General features: G+C 35.3%; 22 protein-coding genes. 20 read left to right on the top strand and 2 right to left on the bottom strand.

Features of this window, described 5'->3' with window-relative positions:
* Position 1: 1 nt before the first annotated feature.
* A complete protein-coding gene (locus KKH39_04300; GenBank protein MBU1203232.1) occupies positions 2 to 1,018 on the top strand; it encodes a hypothetical protein in 1,017 nt (338 codons plus the stop codon).
* Between the two features lie 73 nt (positions 1,019 to 1,091).
* Entirely contained in the window at positions 1,092 to 2,132 is a 1,041-nt protein-coding gene (locus tag KKH39_04295; GenBank protein ID MBU1203231.1) for a hypothetical protein, read from the top strand.
* Positions 2,133 to 2,210: 78 nt separating this feature from the next.
* Here the strand turns inward: KKH39_04295 and KKH39_04290 are convergent, their stop codons facing one another.
* Positions 2,211 to 2,489, bottom strand: a complete 279-nt coding sequence (locus tag KKH39_04290; GenBank protein ID MBU1203230.1) for a hypothetical protein — start codon at positions 2,487 to 2,489, stop codon at positions 2,211 to 2,213.
* Positions 2,490 to 2,768: 279 nt separating this feature from the next.
* Between KKH39_04290 and KKH39_04285 the strand changes: the two genes are divergently transcribed.
* The 16 genes from KKH39_04285 to KKH39_04210 all read left to right on the top strand — a co-directional run bounded on the left by KKH39_04285 (position 2,769) and on the right by KKH39_04210 (position 19,561).
* Positions 2,769 to 4,787, top strand: a complete 2,019-nt coding sequence (locus KKH39_04285) for a S8 family serine peptidase (GenBank protein ID MBU1203229.1) — start codon at positions 2,769 to 2,771, stop codon at positions 4,785 to 4,787.
* A 1-nt stretch (position 4,788) separates the two neighbouring features.
* Positions 4,789 to 5,487, top strand: a complete 699-nt coding sequence (locus KKH39_04280; GenBank protein ID MBU1203228.1) for a glycosyltransferase family 2 protein — start codon at positions 4,789 to 4,791, stop codon at positions 5,485 to 5,487.
* Between the two features lie 12 nt (positions 5,488 to 5,499).
* Positions 5,500 to 6,531 (top strand): GDP-mannose 4,6-dehydratase, encoded by a 1,032-nt coding sequence (locus tag KKH39_04275; protein ID MBU1203227.1) that lies wholly within the window; start codon positions 5,500 to 5,502, stop codon positions 6,529 to 6,531.
* A 10-nt stretch (positions 6,532 to 6,541) separates the two neighbouring features.
* The gene (locus KKH39_04270; GenBank protein ID MBU1203226.1) at positions 6,542 to 7,453 is read left to right on the top strand and encodes an NAD-dependent epimerase/dehydratase family protein; all 912 of its coding nucleotides are present in this window, start codon (positions 6,542 to 6,544) and stop codon (positions 7,451 to 7,453) included.
* A 15-nt stretch (positions 7,454 to 7,468) separates the two neighbouring features.
* Positions 7,469 to 8,131, top strand: a complete 663-nt coding sequence (locus tag KKH39_04265; GenBank protein ID MBU1203225.1) for a glycosyltransferase family 2 protein — start codon at positions 7,469 to 7,471, stop codon at positions 8,129 to 8,131.
* Positions 8,128 to 8,460, top strand: coding sequence for a DUF2304 domain-containing protein (locus KKH39_04260; GenBank protein ID MBU1203224.1), 333 nt, complete (start codon positions 8,128 to 8,130; stop codon positions 8,458 to 8,460). The genes KKH39_04265 and KKH39_04260 overlap by 4 nt, the downstream gene beginning before the upstream one ends.
* Positions 8,461 to 8,508: 48 nt before the next feature.
* The gene (locus KKH39_04255; GenBank protein MBU1203223.1) at positions 8,509 to 9,567 is read left to right on the top strand and encodes a glycosyltransferase family 2 protein; all 1,059 of its coding nucleotides are present in this window, start codon (positions 8,509 to 8,511) and stop codon (positions 9,565 to 9,567) included.
* 107 nt (positions 9,568 to 9,674) lie between these two features.
* The gene (locus KKH39_04250; protein MBU1203222.1) at positions 9,675 to 10,814 is read left to right on the top strand and encodes a glycosyltransferase family 4 protein; all 1,140 of its coding nucleotides are present in this window, start codon (positions 9,675 to 9,677) and stop codon (positions 10,812 to 10,814) included.
* A complete protein-coding gene (locus KKH39_04245; GenBank protein ID MBU1203221.1) occupies positions 10,815 to 12,041 on the top strand; it encodes a glycosyltransferase in 1,227 nt (408 codons plus the stop codon). It begins immediately after the preceding gene.
* Between the two features lie 20 nt (positions 12,042 to 12,061).
* Positions 12,062 to 13,690: a hypothetical protein gene (locus KKH39_04240; GenBank protein MBU1203220.1), complete on the top strand. Its 1,629-nt coding sequence runs from the start codon at positions 12,062 to 12,064 to the stop codon at positions 13,688 to 13,690.
* A gap of 51 nt (positions 13,691 to 13,741) precedes the next feature.
* On the top strand, positions 13,742 to 14,032 hold the full coding sequence (locus KKH39_04235) for a GIY-YIG nuclease family protein (protein MBU1203219.1): 291 nt from the start codon (positions 13,742 to 13,744) through the stop codon (positions 14,030 to 14,032).
* Positions 14,033 to 14,082: 50 nt separating this feature from the next.
* Positions 14,083 to 14,487, top strand: a complete 405-nt coding sequence (locus KKH39_04230; protein MBU1203218.1) for an HIT family protein — start codon at positions 14,083 to 14,085, stop codon at positions 14,485 to 14,487.
* 117 nt (positions 14,488 to 14,604) lie between these two features.
* Positions 14,605 to 15,558 (top strand): dTDP-glucose 4,6-dehydratase, encoded by a 954-nt coding sequence (rfbB, locus tag KKH39_04225; GenBank protein MBU1203217.1) that lies wholly within the window; start codon positions 14,605 to 14,607, stop codon positions 15,556 to 15,558.
* An 18-nt stretch (positions 15,559 to 15,576) separates the two neighbouring features.
* Positions 15,577 to 17,034 carry a hypothetical protein gene (locus KKH39_04220; GenBank protein ID MBU1203216.1) on the top strand — a complete coding sequence of 486 codons (1,458 nt, stop codon included), beginning with the start codon at positions 15,577 to 15,579 and terminating at the stop codon, positions 17,032 to 17,034.
* Positions 17,031 to 18,035: a hypothetical protein gene (locus KKH39_04215; protein MBU1203215.1), complete on the top strand. Its 1,005-nt coding sequence runs from the start codon at positions 17,031 to 17,033 to the stop codon at positions 18,033 to 18,035. Before KKH39_04220 ends, KKH39_04215 begins: the two co-directional genes overlap by 4 nt.
* Positions 18,036 to 18,298: 263 nt before the next feature.
* Positions 18,299 to 19,561 (top strand): hypothetical protein, encoded by a 1,263-nt coding sequence (locus KKH39_04210; GenBank protein ID MBU1203214.1) that lies wholly within the window; start codon positions 18,299 to 18,301, stop codon positions 19,559 to 19,561.
* A 65-nt stretch (positions 19,562 to 19,626) separates the two neighbouring features.
* Here KKH39_04210 and KKH39_04205 read toward each other — a convergent pair whose 3' ends face one another.
* On the bottom strand, positions 19,627 to 20,067 hold the full coding sequence (locus KKH39_04205) for an RNase adapter RapZ (GenBank protein ID MBU1203213.1): 441 nt from the start codon (positions 20,065 to 20,067) through the stop codon (positions 19,627 to 19,629).
* 182 nt (positions 20,068 to 20,249) lie between these two features.
* On the opposite strand from KKH39_04205, the gene KKH39_04200 reads away from it, so the two are divergent.
* Together KKH39_04200 and KKH39_04195 are read left to right on the top strand one after the other, a co-directional pair.
* The gene (locus KKH39_04200; GenBank protein ID MBU1203212.1) at positions 20,250 to 21,083 is read left to right on the top strand and encodes a sugar nucleotide-binding protein; all 834 of its coding nucleotides are present in this window, start codon (positions 20,250 to 20,252) and stop codon (positions 21,081 to 21,083) included.
* A 92-nt stretch (positions 21,084 to 21,175) separates the two neighbouring features.
* The gene (locus tag KKH39_04195; GenBank protein ID MBU1203211.1) at positions 21,176 to 21,904 is read left to right on the top strand and encodes an NTP transferase domain-containing protein; all 729 of its coding nucleotides are present in this window, start codon (positions 21,176 to 21,178) and stop codon (positions 21,902 to 21,904) included.
* Positions 21,905 to 21,945 lie beyond the last annotated feature (41 nt).

Below are 21,945 nucleotides of genomic sequence, written 5' to 3'. Positions count from 1 at the left end.
AATGAAAAAGATAAAAATAAAAAAAAGATATTGGATACCACTCGTAATTATATTGATATTATTGTGGTCTTTTAAGATAGATAGTCATTATCCGACTAAGATTGATTTGGAGGCCAAAGAAAATTATTGGGGGCTGACTTATTCACCAAAATTTGCTACTGAGCTGGGTTTGGACTGGAAAGAGGTATACGTAGAAGTTTTGGATGATTTGGAAGTGAAAAATATACGCATACCTATATATTGGGACCAGATAGAAAAAGAAGAGGGTGTCTTTGTCTTTGATGATTATGATTATATATTTGATGAGGGCGCCAAAAGAAATGTAAAGTTTATCGCCAATATCGGCTGGCGTTTGCCACGTTGGCCGGAATGTCATAATCCGGTCTGGTTGAACAACGATGAAATAAATGATATCAAAGGGCAGACTTTATTGTTGCTTGAGAGGCTGGTGAATAGATACAAAGACCGGCCGGAAATTGTGGCTTGGCAAGTAGAAAATGAACCTTTGCTTGATTGGTTTGGCAAATGCCCAAAAGGTGATAAGCAGTTTTTGAAACAAGAAATAGAATTGGTAAAAAGTTTGGATGACCGACCAATCATTATCTCTGCCTCCGGCGAGTTGAGCTCTTGGCGTCAGGAAGGGCAGCTAGCTGATATATTTGCCACTACGATGTATCGGGTAGTATGGAATCCCTGGTTTAGATATGTCAGGTATCCAATTCCTGACTGGTTTTATGGTTTTAAGGCTGATTTGTTTGGTATAAATAAGCATTCGTCAATTATTAGCGAGCTTCAGACTGAACCATGGGTACCAAATGGTACTTTGGCTGATCTTGATTTCAAGGAATATAACAAGTCTTTTTCAGTGGAGCAATTTGAAGCCAACTTACAATTTGCAATAAATACAGATTTTAGGCAAGCTTATTTGTGGGGAGTGGAGTGGTGGTATGTCCAAAAAGAAAAAGGGCATTCAGAATATTGGTATCTTGCCCGATCTTTATTTAGAAATGCTAATTAATAAAATATAGCACTTGAATATTTTGTCTATCCATAATATAGTATGGATAGTTTTAAAAATATAATATTTATATATGGAAACTTTAGAAATGAAATCTCAAGAAATAAATGCCCAAGAACAAGAAAAAACCTTTGAGACAATAAATTTTCATGATATAAAAGGTCGTTTTCATGAAGTTGTACATCCACGTATATTGGGGGAATTTTCTGCTATTCCACGTGAAAATGATGAAGTGGAAGTAGTCTTGTCCGCCAAAAATCAGACTATGACTTTTGGTGAGTATTTACAACGTATCGGGGTAAAGTACGATTGGTTTTTTAAAACCAAAAAAGAGGAGCCGGATAAAAATCTACAGGATCTTTTGAGAGATCTTCATCAAAAGTCAGTTGATAATCGCACAGCAGCTTCTATACGCCAACACCAGAAATTTACTCATGAAGGGGCTTCGTATGATAATCTTCAGCAGGAAACAGCACGTAACCATAGCCCTGTGTTTACAAAAATAATCAATGATTTGGGTATTGATGGTTTGGAAGCTAAGGAGGCAAGACCAAGGCAGGATTATTTGGATGGTATAGATGAAATATTGGAGTTTGATTCTACTAGTTTATCCACTCAAGGAGATGAAGAGGGAGAAAAAATAATAATTGGTATTCAAAGATCTTTTTCTGATAAAAAAAGACATATTACTAAGGATCCGATTAGATTTTTTCCTGAAAATCCAGAGGCAGGCGCTATTTTTAGAGTTTTTATTCAGGAAGATTTGGATGATTATATAGACAAGTTGTCAGGTATGAGTTATATGCAAAAACTTTTGGAAATCAGAGCTCAAAAAGCCAGACAAGCTGGCCAGAGTCCTAATCAATATGCCAAATCCCAACGAAATGATGGATTAGCTCCTATATCTCAAGTTTTGCCAAAAGGGGAAAGAGAACAGATAAACAGGACTCTCAAGGTTTTGAAAGAGATAAAAGAACAAATGAATATTTATATAGAATCTGATGATTTTGCCGGACAAACTCCTTTTATGCAAGCGGAGATAAAAAGAAAAATGGAGTTATTAGATATTGATAGTTTTATAGGGGAAATAGAAAATTTGAAAGCGGCAGCTTAGAAAATTAAAATAAGAAAAGGACCTCGCTGAAGCGTGGTCCTTTTTGGCATGTTGCCATAGTTGTCTGGCTGACGTATGTCAGTATTCAGCCAGGATGTTGTCAATGTTCTCTTGTGAGAACGTGAACGTACCCGGTTGTCCGTCCTGCGTGAACTGCAGACAGATCACCTGGGGGTCGGTAGCGGCGATGCCGAACTCGATGAAGGCCCAACAGCCGTTGAATTTGCGCCCGCTGATAGCGGCGTTCAACTTTTCGACTACTTCGTCGAGGTCGTATCGTTTGCTGATCCTGAGTCGGATCAACTCCTCCAGAAATACCCGCCCCTGTGGCAGCAGTCTTACCTTCGAAGTTGTCACGATTATTTTCCTCCTGTTGTGTGTTGTAGGGAGTTTCAGGACAACTTGGGACTATTTTTTATATCATATATTTATGATTTTGTCAATATCAAATAATCTAGTATTTTTTGACTTTATAAATACAAAAATCATCTTGTTATTACATTTGAATTCTGTTATAATTTAGTAAGCCAATTTAGAAATTATAGTAAAAATAATACTCAAAAAAATGGTGATATTTTACTATATTTAGTACCATAAATTTTTAAATTTGGTAAAATAATTAATCAAAATTTACTTGTGAAAACAAATAAAAAAATTGCTGTTTTTGCCATATTTTTGTTATTTTTGGCCAACACAGTGCAAGCTTTTACTCAAGATTATACACCAACAGACCCCAACTTGGTTTATCAATCATATTTGAACTATATAAATATAGGCCCATCTTGGTCTAATGAGCTAAAAACTAACAAAGAAGTAGTAGTAGCAATTCTTGATTCAGGTGTTTATTTGGAGCACCCTGATTTGAAAAATAATATCTGGATAAATCCGGGTGAGATACCTGGTGATGGGATAGACAATGACAATAATAGCTTTATTGATGATGTCCATGGCTGGGATTTTGTTTCTTCTGACAACGATCCAGAGCCAACTTTGGATAAAGATTATGACTACACAGCTATAAATCATGGCACCGTGGTGGCAGGAATTATTGCGGCCGGAATAAATAATACCGGTATAGTAGGTATTGCTCCAAATGCTAAGATTATGCCGCTTCGCATTTTGGATGCCAAAGGAGTAGGTAATACTCTGGTTTTGTCTCAGGCCATTGATTATGCCGTAGAAAATGGTGCAGATATAATCAATCTTAGTTTGGTTGGCGAGTTTTTGGGCGAGCCACTCAATACTTCTATCATTAATGCTTACAATAAAGGTGTAATGATAGTAGCGGCTTCTGGCAACGAGGAAAGTGTTGGAATAAGCTTAGATATTGATCCTCGTTATCCAGTCTGTGATATAGATGATGTTAACCGTGTTTTAGGTGTCGCGGCAGTAGATGAAAATAAGCAGATGACCGAATTTACCAATTATGGTGAACAGTGTATTGATATTTCAGCTCCGGGTACAGATTTTTATTCTACGACTTATTATAATTCTTCAGACAGAAATTTTTATCATAACTATCAGGGAGGCTGGAGTGGAACTTCAGTCGCTGCTCCGATTATTTCGGCAACAGCAGCTTTGATAAAAAGTCAGTATCCTGATCTGAGGCCTTATGATATATATAGTATTATTCTAGCTAGTGCTCAAGATTTACGCGAATCCAATCCACTTCATCATATAGATTTGGGCGCCGGCTTAGTCGATGTAGGGGCTGCTCTTAATCTGGCTGATCATTATTATAATGATTCTATAAAAATTGTAGTTACTCCTTTGAAAGGTTTGCCGCCGGAAGTCTTGATAATGGATACTGAGGGCAATTTAGAAAGTTGGTTTTTAGCTTATAATGCTGGTTTTCGAGGAGGTGTAAATGTGCTGGTATCAGATGTAACAGGTGATGGTCTGGAAAATATTGTCACTGCGCCTATGGCTGGTGGCGGGCCACATATCAGAGTTTTTGATATTCATGGTAATGTTCAGTCAGAATTTTTTGCTTATGATGCCAACTTTACAGGGGGAGTAAATATTGCTACCGGAGATGTAGATGGTAATGGAACACTAGAAATTGTCACTGCGCCTATGGCTGGTGGCGGGCCACACATCAGAGTTTTTGATTATCAAGGTAATTTGCTTTACGAATTTTTTGCTTATGATGCTGCTTTTGCCGGTGGGGTCAATGTCGCTTTGGGCGATGTCAACAACGACGAAAAGGATGAGATTGTCACCGCACCAGCTAGCAATTATATACCTGAAATAAAAGTTTTCAATTATGAAAATAGACAAAAAGCTAGCTTTTTAGCCTACGACAAAGATATGACAGCGGGTGTAAATATTTCTATTGGTGACGTCAATGCAGATCATTGGCCGGAAATTGTCACCGCACCAGCTAGGTTGTATCCTCCCCAGATAAAACTTTTTAGTATGAGGGGCACCTTAAAGAGTGAATTTTTATCTTTTAGTAAATATTTGTTTAGTGGGGTAAAAGTTTTGGCCAAAGATATTTCGGGAGATAATCTGCCGGAGATATTGGTCTTACCTGGTCGGGGTAGCTCCGCACTACTTCGTATTTATGACAGTGACGGTACTGAAAAGAGTAATGTTTATCTCAGAAATGAAAACGACAAGACCGGTTACAATTTTGATATTTTAGCCAGATAAAATGAAAATCAGTGTAGTTATACCGGCTTACAACGAAGCCAAGGTAATTTTACTTACCATTTCTCAAGTCAAAGATTATTTGGAAAAAAATTTTTCTAGTTTTGAAATAATAGTAGTTGATGATTGTTCTCGTGATAGTACTTTGGAAATTTTAAAATCTTTTGAAGGGATTAGAATCATTAGAAATTTGAGGAACCACGGCAAGGGTTATACGGTTGCCAAGGGAGTAAAAGCAGCTCATGGAGATTTGATACTGTTTATGGATGCCGACAACTCCACTCAAATATCAGAGTTAGATTCTTTTTTGCCTCAAATAGCCGAATATGATTTGGTGATTGCCTCTCGAGCCCTAGCAGACTCTAATATAAAAATAAAACAAAATTTTTTGAAGATATTTTTGGGGCGTTTGGGCAATTTGGTCAGTCGGATTTTTATACACAAAAGTATCGGTGATACCCAATGTGGGTTTAAGCTCTTTAGCAAAGATTTAAAGTTTATTTTTGAAAAGCTGACTATTTCAGGATTTTCCTTTGACTTTGAGTTGATTTTTTTAGCTAAAAAGTATAAATTCAGAATAAAAGAAATGCCTATTACTTGGGAAAATAACTTTGATTCTACGGTGAAGTGGCATGATTATCCCAAGACTTTTATGGATATAATAAAAATTAATTTAAATAATTTGTTTGGAAAATACAATTAAGATAAAAATATTATGAAACCATTTATTGAAAATAAAAACATTTTGGTTTTGGGTGGAGCCGGTTTTATTGGATCGCACCTTTGTGAAGAGCTGGTTAGAAGGGGAGACAATGTTGTCTGCGTGGATAATTTTATATCATCAGATGTAGAAAATATACGTTCACTTTTGGAATACCCAAATTTCGAATTTATCAGACACGATTTGGAAGAACAAATAGATTTTTCTATTCAGCCTGGTTTGGGCAAATTTAAAGTCGAGGTGCAGGGTTTTCAGGAAATCTACAATTTAGCTTGTCCGACTGCTCCGAAAGATTATACAAAATTTCCTGTCAAAACAGCCATTGCCAATTCGGTAGTGGTAGTAAATAGTTTAGAAATGGCCAGAAAATATAAGGCTAGATATTTATTAGCCTCCACTTCAGCTGTTTATGGTAAGCCGCCCGAAGATGGTACACCAGTCAGAGAAAGCTATTATGGTTTGCTAGATTTTTTGGGTCCTCGTGCTTGCTATAATGAAGGTAAGAGATTTGCCGAAACACTGGTTGTCACTTATCGGGATGTTTACCAACTAAATACCAGTATTGCTAGGATATTTTCCACCTATGGACCAAGGATGCTCCAACACAGCGGTCGTCAAGTGCCGGATTTTATTAGGAGTGCAGTTGACAACAAAGATGTAGAGATTGCCGGTGATGAAAATTCGGTTATTAGCTTTTGTTATGTCAAAGATATTGTAGAGGGGCTCATTGCTTTGATGGTCTCAGAAATATCTGAACCAATAAACTTAGGAACCGAACAACAATACACTATGACAGAAGTTGCCAAAAAAGTTATTGATTTAGTAGGCTCAAGTTCTTCTATAACTTATACCAATAAATATGCCTATACCATGCAGCCAGCTATACCAGATATTAGTAAGGCCAAAGAAGAATTAAATTGGTTTCCTCTGGTATCAATAGAAGACGGGCTCAAAGAAGCTATTGATTATTACAAGGCTACGGCATTTTTGCATCGCCCTGTATTTGAAGGAAAAATAGAAGAATAATTAAAAATTTATGAAAATATTGGTCACAGGCGGTGCGGGGTTTATTGGCTCACATTTGGTAGATAGTTTGGTTAAAGACGAACATCAGGTATTGGTGGTGGATGATTTGAGTACTGGCAAAAAAGAATATATAAATCCACACGCTAGATTTGTCCAGTTTGATGTACGGGATGAAAAATTGGGTAATATTGTAGCTGATTTTATGCCAGATATAATATATCATCTGGCTGCTCAAAAAAATGTGCGTACTTCTTTGGAAAATCCAATGCTTGATGCCAGCATCAATATATTGGGCTCTCTAAATATTTTGGATCAAGCAATAAAGCACAAAGTAAAACATTTTGTCTTTGTCTCAACCTGTGGTATATATGGTGACACTGATCAGTTGCCTACCACTGAAACTGGGCCAGAACAGGCTCTTTCTCCATATATATTAAATAAACTGACTTTTGAAAAATATCTGGCTATTTTAGGTCAGGAAAAAATAAAGTGGTCAGCAGTTAGGCTGTCAAATATTTACGGACCAAGGCAAGATCCATATGGTGAAGCCGGAGTGATAGCTATATTTTTGGATAATGCTATCAAAGGAAAAGATTTGAATATTTTCGGTGATGGAGAGCAAACCAGAGATTTTATGTATGTAGCTGATGCCGTAGATGCTTTGCTCAAGGTAAATCAAAATGTCACAGGCATTTATAATATTGGTACCGGCCAAGAAACTTCTATTCTGAATTTGGTGGATACTATTTCTAATATTGCCAAAGAAAAAGTGTCGGTCAAACACAGTGATCCGGTAGTGGGCGAGGTGAGAAGGAGTTGCTTGGATTATTCCAAGGCTAGTCGAGAGATAAGCTGGCAGCCCAATTATGATTTGCATCAAGGATTAGAAATAACCTATCGTTGGTTTAAAGAAAAAAGATAATTAATTTTGAATTGGGTGAATATTTTTGTCATTATACCAACTTGGAATGAAGCCAAAAGAATCGGACAGGTGTTAAGTGACCTGTCTGCTTTGCCTTATAAATTGGTGGTAGTTGATGATGGCTCTACAGATGAGACTTTGGATATAGTCAGAAATTACAAAGTAGATATTTTGAAGCACAAAATAAACCGTGGACAAGGGGCAGCCCTAGAAACCGGTAATCAATATGCCATCAGAAATGGAGCAGATATTATAGTGCATTTCGATGGTGATGGTCAGTTTTTGGCTGAAGAGATAAAAGATATAATTGATCCATTATTGGGCGGCCAAGCTGATATTGTGTTTGGCTCTAGATTTTTAGGTAAAAAGTCACAGATGCCATGGCTCAAAGAGAAAATCTATATGCCAATGGCTAGACTGGTAAATAGAATCCTTTTGGGAGTAAAATCATCTGATCCTCAAAATGGTTTTCGAGCCATGACCAAATCAACTGCCCAGAAGATCAGGATAGAAAATGACGAATATGCTCATTGCTCAGAAATTATCGCCAAGTCTTTTGCTTATCGTATGCGTATCAGAGAGATACCAGTTACTGTGATTTACCGTGACTTTGGTCAAGGATTAGGTGGTGGGGTGAGAATTATAAAAGATTTATTATTTAGTAAAATAAGCAAATGATTTACTTACAAATCATAATTACTTTATTTGTCTTGGTTATTTTGTTTAAGCTTTTTGTGCAAAAGCAAAAAAATAAAATATCACTTTTTTCTTTTATTATTTGGTTTTTGCTCTGGCTGGCAGTATTAGTCGTTTTTTGGCAGCCTGATACCACTACTTATTTGGCCAATGTTTTGGGTATAGGCAGAGGGGCAGATTTGGTTGTTTATATATCAATTGTTGTAATATTTTATATGCTCTTTAGAATTTTTGTACGATTGAATAAAATTGAAAATGAAATTACTAAAGCCGTCAGAGAGGACGCCATAAAAAATGCTGAAAAAAGATAAATCCCGTACTATTTTATTTATGGATGTCGTGTGGGTAAAAGTTAATATATGGTAAAAATGCTGCGTGATAAAGTTGTTGTTATAATAGTTTCTTATAATGGTCGTGAGTACCTACCGGCCCTTATGCCACCTTTGGTACAAGAAAAGTACCATGATTTTGATGTGGAGATTTTGGTGGTAGATAATAATTCTAGTGATGATTCAGTAGAATTTATAAAAAATAATTTCCCCAGTGTTGATATTATTGTTAATAAAGAAAATACAGGTTTTGTCGGAGGTAATAATATTGGTTATGATTGGGCCAAGACTAGAGGAGCGGATTATATATATCTTTTGAACCAGGACACTGTAGTCAGTCCAGGTTTTTTGGAGCCGCTTTATAAATTTGCCAAGCAAAACAAATTTGGTTCTCTGCAGTCAAAACTTAGATTATGGTCCAAAAAGGATAGGATTAATACGGTGGGTAATGCTATACATTTTTTGGGATTTGGTTATGGTACAGAATCCGGCAAAATTGATCGCAATGATCACAAAATAAAAAAAATAAATTATTCCTCCGGAGCTGGTGAATTTTTGTCTATGGCTGCTTTGGCAGAGTTAGGATATTTGTTTGATGAGACTATGTTTATGTATTTAGAGGATTTGGATTTGGGTTGGAGTTTGTCTATGTTGGGTTATGATAATTATCTTATTCCAGAGAGTGTTATTTATCATAAGTATGAATTCAAAAGAGGCATGAAGCATTTTTATTATTTTGAAAGAAATCGTCTTTGGGTAATGCTAAAAAATTATAAAATAGCCACTTTGATAATTATTTTCCCAGCCTGGTTGATTATGGAATTTGGGCAATTGATGCTAGCCATGATAAACAGAAGAACAAAAGATAAAATAAAAGCGTATTCATTTTTATTTTCAGTCAGTGATATGAAAATGCTAGCCACCAAAAGAAAATATATACAGTCCAAAAGAACTCGATCTGATCGTCAAGTAATTTCAAAGTTTACTGGATTGATTTTATTTCAGCCACTCAATTCGCTGGCTCTTAAAACGGCCAATGTTTTATTTTTTATTTATTGGCAGTTGATAAAAATATTTATTTTTTGGTAAATTCATCGCGTTAAATAAATTTAATTTTTAGTAAAATAAAAATAATTTTCAAATAAACAATATGAATAATAAATATAAAGAAATTAACAAAATAAATTTATAACGGGATGAAAATAGCAGAAGTTACATCTACTTTTCCTCCATATAAGGCCGGTATGGGCAATGTTGCTTACTACAATGCTTGGTCTCTTAGTACGCTTGGTCATGATGTCACAGTTTTTACACCTCTTTACAAGATCAATACTCCGTATCGTGATGAATATCCTTTTGAGGTGCAGAGATTAAGGCCGTGGTTCAAATATGGTAATGCCGGTATCCTGCCCCAGCTTTTTTATAAGCTGTCTGCTTATGATATTATTCATCTGCATTATCCTTTTTTTGGTGGGGCAGAGATAATATATTTTTTGGATAAGATAAAGGATCTGCGCTTACTGGTTACTTATCATATGGATGTTCAGGGCAGGGGGCTGTTGTCGAAGTTTTTTAATTGGCACACCAATAATGTCACGCCAAGAATTTTGGATTCAGCTGACAAGATTATTGTTACTTCTTTTGATTATGCCAAAAATTCCAGCTTGAAAGAGCGTCTACAGGCCGAGCCGGAAAAATTCGTAGAAATACCATGTGGAGTTAATCATCTTCTATTTAAGCCTCGTATCAGAGATAAAGGAGTAATAGATAAATACGGTTTGCACGACAAAAAAATAATAATGTTTGTCGGAGCCTTAGATAAAGCCCATTATTTTAAGGGCATAAATGTGCTTATTCAGGCTATCAACAAGATAGCCAGTAGTGATGATTTTAGGTTATTAATTATTGGTGATGGTAATTTGCGCTCTACTTATGAGAGCATGGTAGATAGTCTGGGCTTGTCCAAAAAGATTATTTTTACTGGTTTTGTGCCAGATGATTTTTTGCCAAAGTTTTATAGTGTGGCTGATATTTTTGTCTTGCCGTCTATTGATAGATCAGAAGCCTTTGGTATAGTATCTCTTGAAGCCATGTCATCAGGTGTGCCGGTTATTGCTTCTGATTTGCCGGGAGTCAGATCGGTAGTAGATAAAAGAAAGACTGGTCTTTTGATCAAACCAGGTAATGTAGATAATCTGGCTTCTATGATTGATTATCTTTTAAGAAATCCCAAAGAAGCCAAGGCCTATGGTAAGGCTGGTCGCGAAAAAGTATTGCGTCAATATACTTGGGAAAAGATAGGCTATAAATTGGATAATATTATAAGAAGTATTTAAATGAAAATTGCTGTAATATCAAATTTATATCCGCCATTTGTGCGTGGTGGGGCAGAGATAGTGGCTGCTATGGAGGCTCAGGGGCTCAAAAAATCATGGCAGCATGTCTTTGCAATTTCTACTCGACCAGCTAAAGTAAAGTTTATTGGCGCTCATATTTTTCGCACGGGACTTTGGACAACCAGTGTCGATACTTTTGAAGAGGTTGATGTCTATCGTTTCAATCCAGTTAATCTTTATTATTATTTAGATGATTTTAAGTTTCCATCTTTCTTACGTTTGTTTTGGCATATTTTTGATATCTTCAATATTTTTTCTTATTTCAAAATAAAAAAGATTTTGTTAAAAGAAAAGCCGGATGTGGTGATTACTCACAATCTGATGGGTATTGGTTTTTTGGTACCAATGCTTATTAGGAATTTAAAAATAAAACATCTTCATACTGTCCATGATGTACAGCTAGTCACACCCTCTGGTTTGATTATCAAGGGCAAAGAAAATGCCTTTAGCCATCGTTTTTTTCGATATATTGGTTATGTAGCTTTGATGAGAAAGTTGATGGGTAGCCCTGATGTGGTAGTTTCTCCTTCCAAATTTTTGATGGATTTTTATACTAAAAATGGGTTTTTTAAGCATTCAAAAAAAGCAGTTATTCCCAACCCTATTCGTTCACTTATGAAAATGCCCAAGACACCAACGCCAAATTTGGAATTGGTATATCTGGGTCAGATTCATCGTGCCAAAGGAGTATTGGATTTGATTGACTCTTTTATAAAAATAAAATTGCCACACATGCGCCTGCATATTGTCGGAGTAGGGGAAGATCTACCCAGAGCAAAACATAAAGCCAAAGATGATAAAAGAATTATTTTTCATGGTTGGCTACCCAATCACAAATTATTGCCCCTTTTGTCATCTATGGATGTGATGCTGGTGCCATCTCTTTGCTATGAAAATTCCCCAACTGTTATTTACGAATCACTATCTATGGGTATGCCAGTGATTGCATCGGACATTGGCGGAGCTAGTGAACTGATAGTAGAAAATATAAATGGCTGGTCTTTTCCGGCGGGAGATTTTGATATTTTAAATAAAAAAATAGTCGGCCTTTATAAGCAGAGAGAAAAAATTGCCAAAATGGCTGATAATTGTCGGATTAGTGTAAAACAACATAATTTAGAAAATTATATTAATAAAATTTTAGAACTTATCAATAGACCTCATTAATAAATTAAATTTCTAACGTAGTGGAACTAACTAAAGAACAAAGATATCAATTTTTACTGGTTTTTTTATCAGTGATATTTTTGATTATATATAATTTTAATAATATTACTGTTTGGTGGCCCAAATGGATGCAATTTGAGCATTTGATTTTTAACTGGCCTGATGCAACAGCCAACCATTTTTTTGCTTCTAGCTATGCTAATACCCGTTTACTATTTGTCTATGAGCCGCTCAATCTAATAACTAATAATCTATTACACGCTAGAAGTGTCAATGTACTAGAGGGCTCTTTGGTGCCGATGGCTTTTTTGCCATCCATAGTGGTTTTTTCCTTGTTTTATAAAATATTAGGAGCTTATGGAGTATTATTTATTACTCCTTTGATGGCTATGTTTAGCGCTTGGCTAGTTTATAGATTAGTACTGTATTTATTCAAAGACTTGGACATTGCTTTTATTAGCACATTATTATTTTTGTCTTTAGCCCCATGGGTATTTTTTGCCAATGTTGTCATGGTGCCGACGGTCATGTTTGTATTTCTTGTACTTGGCGGTTGGTGGGCAATAGTAAAAAGTTTTAAGTCCAAGCACGAACTATGGTGGATACTGGGTAGTTTTCTATTATCTTTGGCAGTTGTCGTCAGGCCAACCGAAGTAGTTTGGCTAGCTCTTATTAGTTTATTTGTTTTGTATATTAAGCGTGATATTTTGAGTGCCAAAAAAATTGTTTTTGGTCTTTTGGTACTAGTGGCAGTCTTATTTGGATTTTTTTCACTTAATAAAGCTACTTATGGTGGCTATTTTACATTTGGTTATCTCAATTTACAGTCCGGTCAGGTTGATTCTGAGATACAGCTTCAATCAAGGGGTATTTTTTCTTATATAAAATTATTGATTGCTCCTTTTGGTTTTAATTTTGTTTTGATATTAAAGAATTTTTATAAGTATTATATTGATATAATACTGCCACATTTTGTATTGGCGGTAGCTGGATTTGTACTTTTGATCAGCAAGTACAAAAAAAGATCATTGGCCTGGAAAAAATATTTATTGATTAGTCCTTTTATTTTTATTTTAATACTTCTTTATTATGCTTCTTGGAATTTGGCAGATCCATTGGTCAAAGAGCTAAACACAATTTCTATTTCTTATGTCAGATATTTTATGCCTTTATATATCTGGATACTTCCTTTGGTAGCTTTAGCTATCAAAGAATTGTTTATGGGTAGTAGTACAACAAACAAGATAGCCTCTTATGTAGTAGTTAGTATTATTGTAGTTTCATCTCTCAAGTTGGCGTTTATGTCTGAGCATGATGGGCTCTTGGAAAATCGTAAGACCTTAAATAATTATTATGCTCAATATGAGAGAGTGAGTTCTCTAGTGGAGGATGATGCTGTTATTATTTCAGAGAGATCTGATAAAGTATTTTTCCCAAAATATAGAGTGATAGCTTTTCAGGGTGATTTGCCTTTGTGGGAGAGGGTCAAAAATATTGTAGATGTAGTGCCAGTTTATTATTATAGCAATGAGAGTGAGGAAAAAATTCAAGTTGACCGGCAAGCAGCCAATGAGCTAAACTTAGATTTAGCAGAGCCTAGCCAAATATGGGATAATTTTATCTTATATAAAGTACAAAAGATGCCATAATTCGTCATTCTCGGGCTTGACCCGGGAATCCAGCAAAGAAGGAAAGTGATTATGTACAAAGAGTATTATATTTATATTTTAGCAAATAAAAGAAATGGTACATTATATATAGGCGTTACCAATGATATAGTTAGGCGCGTATTTGAGCATAAAAATAAGCTACACGACGGATTTACAAAAAGGTATGGAATACACAAGTTAGTTTATTATGAAATAATATATGATATAACTTTGGCTATAATGAGAGAAAAACAACTTAAAAAATGGAATAGAAAGTGGAAGTTGGAGCTTATAGAAAAAGAAAATCCATATTGGGACGATCTTTATTATCGTATAATTTAATTTTTAATTGCTAGATTCCCGCTTTCGCGGGAATGACTAGCTGTAATGTTATGGAAGATTGTATTTTTTGCAAAATTATCAAAGGAGAAATACCTAGTTACAAAGTTTACGAAGATGAGACTACTATGGCTTTTTTAGATATTAGTCCGGTAAATCATGGGCACACTTTGGTGGTGTCTAAACAACACTACGCCAATTTGGAAGAAATCCCAACCAATGAATTACAACAATTGATAATTACGGTAAAAAAAGTGGGACAGGCTATCAAAAATGGTTTAGAAGTTGAAGGTTATAATGTTTGTGAAAATAATGATCCAGTGGCTGGACAATTGATTCCCCATATTCATTTTCACGTTGTGCCACGACATGAAAACGACGGCATCAAGATGTGGCCACAGGAGCCATATCCAGAAGGCAAAGCAGCTGAAGTATTAGAAAAAATTAAGATTAATTAAAAACGTCATTGCGAGCCCGAAGGGCGCGGCAATCCAAAATTTTTAGATTGCAACCTATTATAAAATAAATTTATTTTTAAAAATGTGTTACAAAACTATAAAAATTACGATAAAATTATGAAAAATATTTTGGTGACAGGTGGTGCGGGGTTTATTGGTTCCAACTTCATACACTATATTATAAAAAAATATCCAGATTACAAAATAATTAATTTGGATGTTTTGACTTATGCCGGAAATTTGGCCAATTTAAAATCATTGGAAAATAATCCAAATTACAAATTTGTAAAAGGAGATATCGGAGATTATGATTTAGTTTCTAAAATAGCCAGAGAGGATAGTGTAGACTTGATAATAAATTTTGCCGCTGAAAGCCACGTAGACAATTCTATCACCGGCCCAGATCCATTTATTATTACCAATGTATTGGGTACTCATACCCTGCTTAAAGTTGCCAAGGAAAATAATATTCGCTTTCATCATGTTTCTACTGATGAGGTATTTGGTGAGCTCAAAGATAATCAGGAAAAATTTTCTGAAAATACCAAGTATGATCCGCGCAGTCCCTATTCAGCCAGCAAGGCCTCTTCTGATCATTTAGTCCGAGCCTATCACGCTACTTATGGACTGCCAATTACAATTTCTAATTGTAGTAATAATTATGGACCATACCAACACGTAGAAAAATTTATTCCACTTTTTATTACCAATTTACTGCAAAATAAAAAAGTACCTCTTTATGGTGAAGGCAAAAATATTCGTGACTGGCTCTATGTAGAAGATCATTGCCGAGCCATAGATTTGATAATGCATCGTGGTAAGATTGGTGAGACATATCTGGTAGGCGGTGACAGCGAAAAAAGAAATATAGATATTGCCAAGCTTTTGGTCAGTAAATTGGGCAAAGATGAGTCGATGATAGAACGTGTAGAAGACAGATTAGGCCATGACTACAGGTATGCCATAGATTTTTCTAAAATAAAAAAAGAACTAGGCTGGCAGCCGACTGTCAGTTTTGACGAGGGTCTGGACAAGACTATAGAGTGGTATAAAAATAATTCACCCCGTTAAATAAATTTAAATCATAATATGAATCATTATGTATATATATTAAAAAGTAAGAAAGATAATTGGGTTTTTATGTGGAGTAGTATTCCAATAATGTCTAACTATTGGGCTACCTCTAAAGCTCTTTTGTATAGAGGAGATATATACTCTTTTGGTAAAATTTTTTGTTATTTTGATGGCAAAATTATCACTGCTTATATGCAGGAAAGTCAGTTAGATAAGTTTAAAAAAGAAGGAGAAAAATATTTAAATCCCCATTATTATAAAAAATATAAAATTAAATATAAAAAAGAATCTATCAACTGGTGGAAGTGGATTAGAAAAATAGAAAAAATAGATTATTCAAAAAGAAAAAATTCAAATATTATTATAGATCATAAAAAATTTATTGAATACTCTATAGACTCTATTGCTTATTTTGGTAGTACACGCATGGAATTTACTTACGCAGCAGAACAGAGATTAAAGGAGATAACTAAGAAGTATTATAAGGATAAATGGTTAGATATTTTTGGAATTTTAACAACGGCTGTATCTTTAGACGATATACAAAAAGAAAATATAGACTGGCTAAGATTACTTTCTAAAAAAGAGAATGATTTAAATTATTTAAAACATATTTCAAAATACCCGTGGCTTGTTTTTGGTCAATTCGATGATAATAAAATTTTGAAGTTCTTAAAAACTAGAGCAAAAGAAGAAAAAAATATTTTTAAGAAAGAATTAAATAGGTTGAAAAAACTAAAAAATGATTTAAAAAATCAACAGAAAAAGATTTTTATTAAATTTAATAAAGATAGTAATGAAGCAAAATATTTAGCAATATTTCTTCAAAATCAAGCAGTTGAAAGAATGAATATTAAAGCTTACTGGTCAGGATCTTATTATTTAGCTAGAAAAATGTGGCTAAAAATAGCTGATGAAATAAATATACCACTGGAAGATTTGTTGGGATTTATGACTCCACTAGAAACTGAAAAATTATTAAATAAACAAAAAATTAGTAATATAAAAGATATTGTTAATGATCGTAAAAAATCTTTTGCACTTAATATTTATTCTAACGAAAAATTAGAAATAATTGGATCGAAAGAATCAAGAAAAATTTTTAATCAAAGAATCAAGAAAATAAAAAATACTAATAGTCTGATAAAAGGACAGGTTGCTATGCATGGATTTGCTCGCGGGAGGATAAGAAAAGTTATAGCCGGTAATCTAGACATGCTTCAAGAGAGTATTAAAAACTTTAAAAAAGATGAAATACTTTTAACTAGCATGACTCAGCCAAATATGATGGTTGTAGCTAAAAAAGCTGCAGCTATTATAGCGGATGAAGGTGGTATTACATCTCATGCTGCTATTATTTCTAGAGAATTAAAGATTCCTTGTATAGTAGGATGTTTAAAAGCTATGCAATTTTTTAAAGACGGGGATATGGTAGAGGTAGATGCTGATAAGGGAGTAGTGAGAAAAATATGAAAAAAATAGTTTTGGAAAAAGAATATACCAGAGATTATCCTTTGATTATTGAACAGATGTGGGATAAGGCATTGAGTTTTGGTCTATATGATAATGAAAATCCGCACAAAGTAAAAAATATTTATTATATCAACGACGGCATGATGGAGGTCTGGGAAAATAGACAAGCCATCAATTGGTACAAAGAAGAGATCTTTAGAAAAAATAATAGCGACAAAAATTGGTTTGCTTCCAGAATGGATGAATATGAGGGGCTACTTGGTAAACTGGAAAATATCTGGTCTCAGGACAAAAGCGATTCTGTAGAGCTATTGAAAAATTTTATCAATTTGGCCACTACTGGTATGAAGTATTTTGTTATATTCTATTATACAGCCATGGATGATAGAAATGATAAAAAAATATTGAAAATAGCCAACAGGATACGTAATAAGGATGTATTTTTTGACAAAGTAGACAATTTTGTTCGCCGATCAATAGAATTTATCTATCCTCAATCCAAGGGACTGGCCAATACTTTGTCCATAGAAGATGTAGATAATATGCCGACAAGAGAGGAAATGGAAAAAAGAAGTCATAATTTTGTGGTAGACATGGGTAGATTTGCTTCAATTGTCTCTTTGGAAGACTTTGCCTTGCAAAACAAAAATTATCAATTTGTTTTTGAAAATTTTGATGATAATCAATATGTAAAAGGTCAAGTTGCTTTCAGAGGTTATGCTAAAGGCAAAATAAAAATTTTGAAAAAGAAAAATAAAATAGTAGATTTTAATGAAGGTGATATTTTGCTATCTCCTATGACCACGCCGGATTTTGTATCGGCCATGAAGAAAGCTGCAGCCATTGTCACCGATGAGGGTGGTATAGTCTGTCACGCTGCAATATTAGCTAGAGAGCTTAAAATTCCTTGTGTGATTGGCACAAAATTTGCTACCAAAGTTTTCAAAGACGGTGATATGGTAGAGGTGGATGCTGAAAAGGGAATAATAAGGAAAATATGAGTTACAAAAATTACAATTGGGAAATAGTCGGCCGGGATTACAACTCTCCTTTTTTTAGAAATTATATTTGGACCAAAGGCCTTTTTCATTACCCAGAGGTAAATGGTACAAAAAATACTTTGGTAGCGGGGATAATATCCAAAAACAATGATTTAGAATACCTGGCTGACATGAAGATTTGGCAGGAACTTCACGAGGAGTTAAAAACTAAGGCGCTGGAGGATAAAGATTTTTTTGAAAATTTAATTGACCAATCTCATCAGATGGGTGAGAAATTCAATAATTGGACTGAAAATAATATTTATAAACCTGATTTGAGTAAACTATCTGGGGAAGAATTGATATTGCTTTTAGAAAAATTTGATAATTATCAGGGTAAAATTTATGCTGTAGGTACAGCCTTACCAGTTCTTGATTGGCAAAAATTTACTTATGTAGAAAATTTTTTAAATGATTATTTGAAAAAAAATGTAAACGAAAAAGAGTATCAGGATTACTATACTTTATTTACTGAACCACCAGCCAATTCATTTGCTCAGGATCAGGAAGAGGCTTTGTTAAATATAATGGTTAAGTATTGGGATTATGACAATTGGCGTAAAGATATAGAGACAAAAAGTCTAGATGATCTAAAGGAACTGCATAAAGATTTTTATAGAGATTTGGAAGAACATACTAATAAACATGCCTGGGTTTATTATGCTTACAATGGTCCAGAGTCAACCGAAGAGGATTTTTTGAGTTTTATACGTGATTATTTGATAAAGTTGGAACACCCAGAGAAGCTACTAAAAAATTTGGGTAGTAAAAGAAAAAATCTAGAAAAAAGGAAACAAGAATTTTATAAGAAATATAAGCCGACAGAACGTGAAAAAAATATGTTGAATCTAGCCGGCAAATTTGTCTGGGGTAAGCCTCGGAGAAAAGATTATCAGGCCAAGTCATATTATCATGCTAAGAAATTGCAATCGGAAATAAGCAAGCGTCTGCATCTTTCTCTCGAGCAGGTTAGAAATACGCCATTTGATATGATAAAAGAATGTTTGGTAGATGGTAAAGAACCAGATAATAAAATTATAAATAGTATTAAAAAATATCACATTATAATACCAAATCAGGATAAGACAGTGTCTATCTTGATTGGTCAAGAAGCAGAAGAATTTGAAAAAGCTATCCATCGTGAAGAAGAACAGGAAATAAAAAATATCAAAGAATTGAGAGGCACAACTGCTTGCCCTGGCAAAGTCCAAGGCACAGTCAAGATAATCAATAATCCAGCTGATATGGCAAAGATGGAATACAATGATATATTGGTATCAGTCAGTACTACACCAAATATTATAGCCGCTATGAAAAAAGCCAGCGCCTTTGTCACTGACGAAGGCGGGTTGACTTGCCATGCGGCTATTGTGGCTCGGGAATTATCTACGCCTTGCGTGGTCGGTACAAAATTTGCTACCAAAGTATTTAAAGATGGAGACATAATTGAGGTGGATGCTGAAAAGAGAATGGTAAGAAAATTGTAATTTAAAAAAATACGAGGCCAGTTGCGTATAAACGCGAACGGACCTCGTAAGGGTCGAAGGATTTGTCAGCCCTTGTTGGTTATCTCCTTGGCCAGCCCCCTGGTCATCTCCATGGTCAGGTGCTTGACCACGACCTCAGCCTTACCGGCGCAGTGTATGCGCAAGTACTCAGCACTTTTGATGGCCGTCGTGACCGAGCGCTGGAAGCCCCCAGTGCACACGAAGATGATATTGAGGCATTCGAACTGCTTATTTTTCAGGAACGTTTTCAGGTAGTTGGTGTAGAGCCAGTCGTTGGTGCGCTCCAGCCATTCGGCGTAGCCGGGAGCTGACATGATGTGATCCTGACAGACCTTCTCGGTGCCGTCGATCGGGCCAATCTCCTCGAGGAGATCAGCAATGGCACCGCGGATGTCGATGATAACCTGTAGGGTGTAACCGGTCGGGCAGAGGGGATACATGTCGTGCCAGAACTGGCCGACAGAGTAGACCTTGATTATCTTCATTTCTTGGAAACCTCCCTAAGATTGGTGTTGTCAAGGCGGAACGAATATTGTATGATTATATCATATTTAGATAAAAATGTCAATATAAAAAATTAAGTTAAAATAGTGTCATGCTGAATTTATTTCAGCATCTCCATTAATTATTAGCTAGATCCTGAAACAAGTTCAGGATGACAAAATAAATGAAAATACTTATAATAGGCAAAGGATATTTAGGCATTCGTTGTGCCCAGAGCTGGAACGACGCAGTCATAACTGACAAGATTGTTGAAACTGTGGAAGATGTCGAAAAATTAATAGACGAGCACCAACCCGACGCAATTTTAAATGCAGCCGGAATTGTTGGTAAACCAAATGTAGATTGGTGTGAAACTCACCAATTGGAAACCTATCAGGGCAATACCATACTGCCACTTATCATTGCCGAGGCTTGTCAGAAAAAAGGAGTATATCTTCTTCATATGGGCACTGGCTGTATATTTTATGGTCAGGCTCCTGATGGTCAGGCCTGGACAGAAGATGATTATGCCAATCCAGTGGCAGTCTATACTAGATGTAAATATGCAGCTGATTTGGTCTTGGCCAAAATGCCAAATGTCGGTATTGCCCGTATCCGCATGCCACTTGATGACAGGCCTCATCCAGCCAATTTGATTGATAAATTATCAAAATACGAAAAAATAGTGGATGTAGAAAATTCTTTGACCGTTGTACCAGACATGATAGATGTCTTTTATCAGCTCTTAGAAAAAAAAGCAGAGGGCATATACCACGTGACCAATCCAGGCTCTATCAAACACAAAGAAATCCTGGCACTGTATAAAAAATATATAGATCCTAATCACAAAAATGAATGGATAAAGGAAGAAGAATTGGTCAGGCTTGGTTTGGCTGACAAAAAAAGATCAAATAATATTATGACTTCTCTTAATCTTCCAAAGCTGGGTATCAAAATGCGTCCAGTCAAAGAAGCAGTAGAGGACACTATAAAAAAATACGCAGATAATAAAAAATAAATTAAAAATGTCATTGCGAGCCCGAAGGGCGTGGCAATCCAAAAGCTTGTAGATTGCTTCGCTACGCTCGCAATGACGCAACAATAAACTATATGAAAGGAATTATACTTGCTGGCGGAGCCGGCACTAGACTTCATCCACTTACTAAAGTGACATCAAAACAACTCTTGCCAATTTATGATAGGCCGATGATTTATTATCCTTTAGAGACTCTCATTGACGGTGGTATCAAAGATATACTGATAATCTCTGATCCGGACAATATTCACAAATTTTCCAAGTTGCTGGCTAGTGGCAAAGATTTTGGCGTCAAGATCACTTATGAAGTGCAAGATAAACCAGAGGGCATTGCTCAGGCTTTTTTACTAGGAGAAAATTTTGTAGGTAGCGACAACGTTACTTTGATACTTGGTGACAACCTGTTTGTCGGTGACGGTGATTTTCTTGATGAGGCTATCAGGAGTTTTCAATCAGGTGGTCGTGTTTTTGCTAAAGAAGTGCCTGATCCCAATAGATTTGGTGTAGTAGAGTTTGATGTTAGTGGCAAAGCAATTTCTATAGAAGAAAAGCCAACCAAGCCAAAGAGCAATTTTGCGGTAACTGGGCTTTATATTTATGATAATACTGTGGTAGACAAAGCCAAGAGTCTCCAGCCATCAGCCAGAGGAGAATTGGAAATTACCGATATCAACAATCTATATCTCAAAGAGGGGCAACTTGATGTCAAAAAATATGATCATTATTGGTTGGATACGGGTACTTTTGATGCCTTACTGGAAGCTGGCAACACTATTGCTAAATTAAGGAAAAATGGAAGATAAATTTTTCAAATACAAATTTTTTAAATGGGCTACCCGTCCTT

The organism is Patescibacteria group bacterium (assembly GCA_018819405.1).
Classification (GTDB): Bacteria; Patescibacteriota; Patescibacteriia; order UBA1558; family GWA2-36-10; genus XYD1-37-29.
The sequence above is the reverse complement of the archived record's forward strand: the minus strand, read 5'-3'. Positions and strand labels throughout refer to the sequence as shown.

Bases quoted from the DNA above. Each gene is read 5' to 3' on its own strand.
- KKH39_04255 (MBU1203223.1), top strand. From the start codon at position 8,509: ATGGTAAAAATGCTGCGTGATAAAGTTGTTGTTATAATAGTTTCTTAT.
- KKH39_04280 (MBU1203228.1), top strand. From the start codon at position 4,789: ATGAAAATCAGTGTAGTTATACCGGCTTACAACGAAGCCAAGGTAATT.
- KKH39_04300 (MBU1203232.1), top strand. From the start codon at position 2: ATGAAAAAGATAAAAATAAAAAAAAGATATTGGATACCACTCGTAATT.
- KKH39_04195 (MBU1203211.1), top strand. From the start codon at position 21,176: ATGAAAGGAATTATACTTGCTGGCGGAGCCGGCACTAGACTTCATCCA.
- KKH39_04215 (MBU1203215.1), top strand. From the start codon at position 17,031: ATGAAAAAAATAGTTTTGGAAAAAGAATATACCAGAGATTATCCTTTG.
- KKH39_04200 (MBU1203212.1), top strand. From the start codon at position 20,250: ATGAAAATACTTATAATAGGCAAAGGATATTTAGGCATTCGTTGTGCC.
- KKH39_04260 (MBU1203224.1), top strand. From the start codon at position 8,128: ATGATTTACTTACAAATCATAATTACTTTATTTGTCTTGGTTATTTTG.
- KKH39_04230 (MBU1203218.1), top strand. From the start codon at position 14,083: ATGGAAGATTGTATTTTTTGCAAAATTATCAAAGGAGAAATACCTAGT.
- rfbB (MBU1203217.1), top strand. From the start codon at position 14,605: ATGAAAAATATTTTGGTGACAGGTGGTGCGGGGTTTATTGGTTCCAAC.
- KKH39_04245 (MBU1203221.1), top strand. From the start codon at position 10,815: ATGAAAATTGCTGTAATATCAAATTTATATCCGCCATTTGTGCGTGGT.
- KKH39_04205 (MBU1203213.1), bottom strand. From the start codon at position 20,067: ATGAAGATAATCAAGGTCTACTCTGTCGGCCAGTTCTGGCACGACATG.
- KKH39_04210 (MBU1203214.1), top strand. From the start codon at position 18,299: ATGGGTGAGAAATTCAATAATTGGACTGAAAATAATATTTATAAACCT.
- KKH39_04235 (MBU1203219.1), top strand. From the start codon at position 13,742: ATGTACAAAGAGTATTATATTTATATTTTAGCAAATAAAAGAAATGGT.
- KKH39_04250 (MBU1203222.1), top strand. From the start codon at position 9,675: ATGAAAATAGCAGAAGTTACATCTACTTTTCCTCCATATAAGGCCGGT.
- KKH39_04275 (MBU1203227.1), top strand. From the start codon at position 5,500: ATGAAACCATTTATTGAAAATAAAAACATTTTGGTTTTGGGTGGAGCC.
- KKH39_04295 (MBU1203231.1), top strand. From the start codon at position 1,092: ATGGAAACTTTAGAAATGAAATCTCAAGAAATAAATGCCCAAGAACAA.
- KKH39_04220 (MBU1203216.1), top strand. From the start codon at position 15,577: ATGAATCATTATGTATATATATTAAAAAGTAAGAAAGATAATTGGGTT.
- KKH39_04270 (MBU1203226.1), top strand. From the start codon at position 6,542: ATGAAAATATTGGTCACAGGCGGTGCGGGGTTTATTGGCTCACATTTG.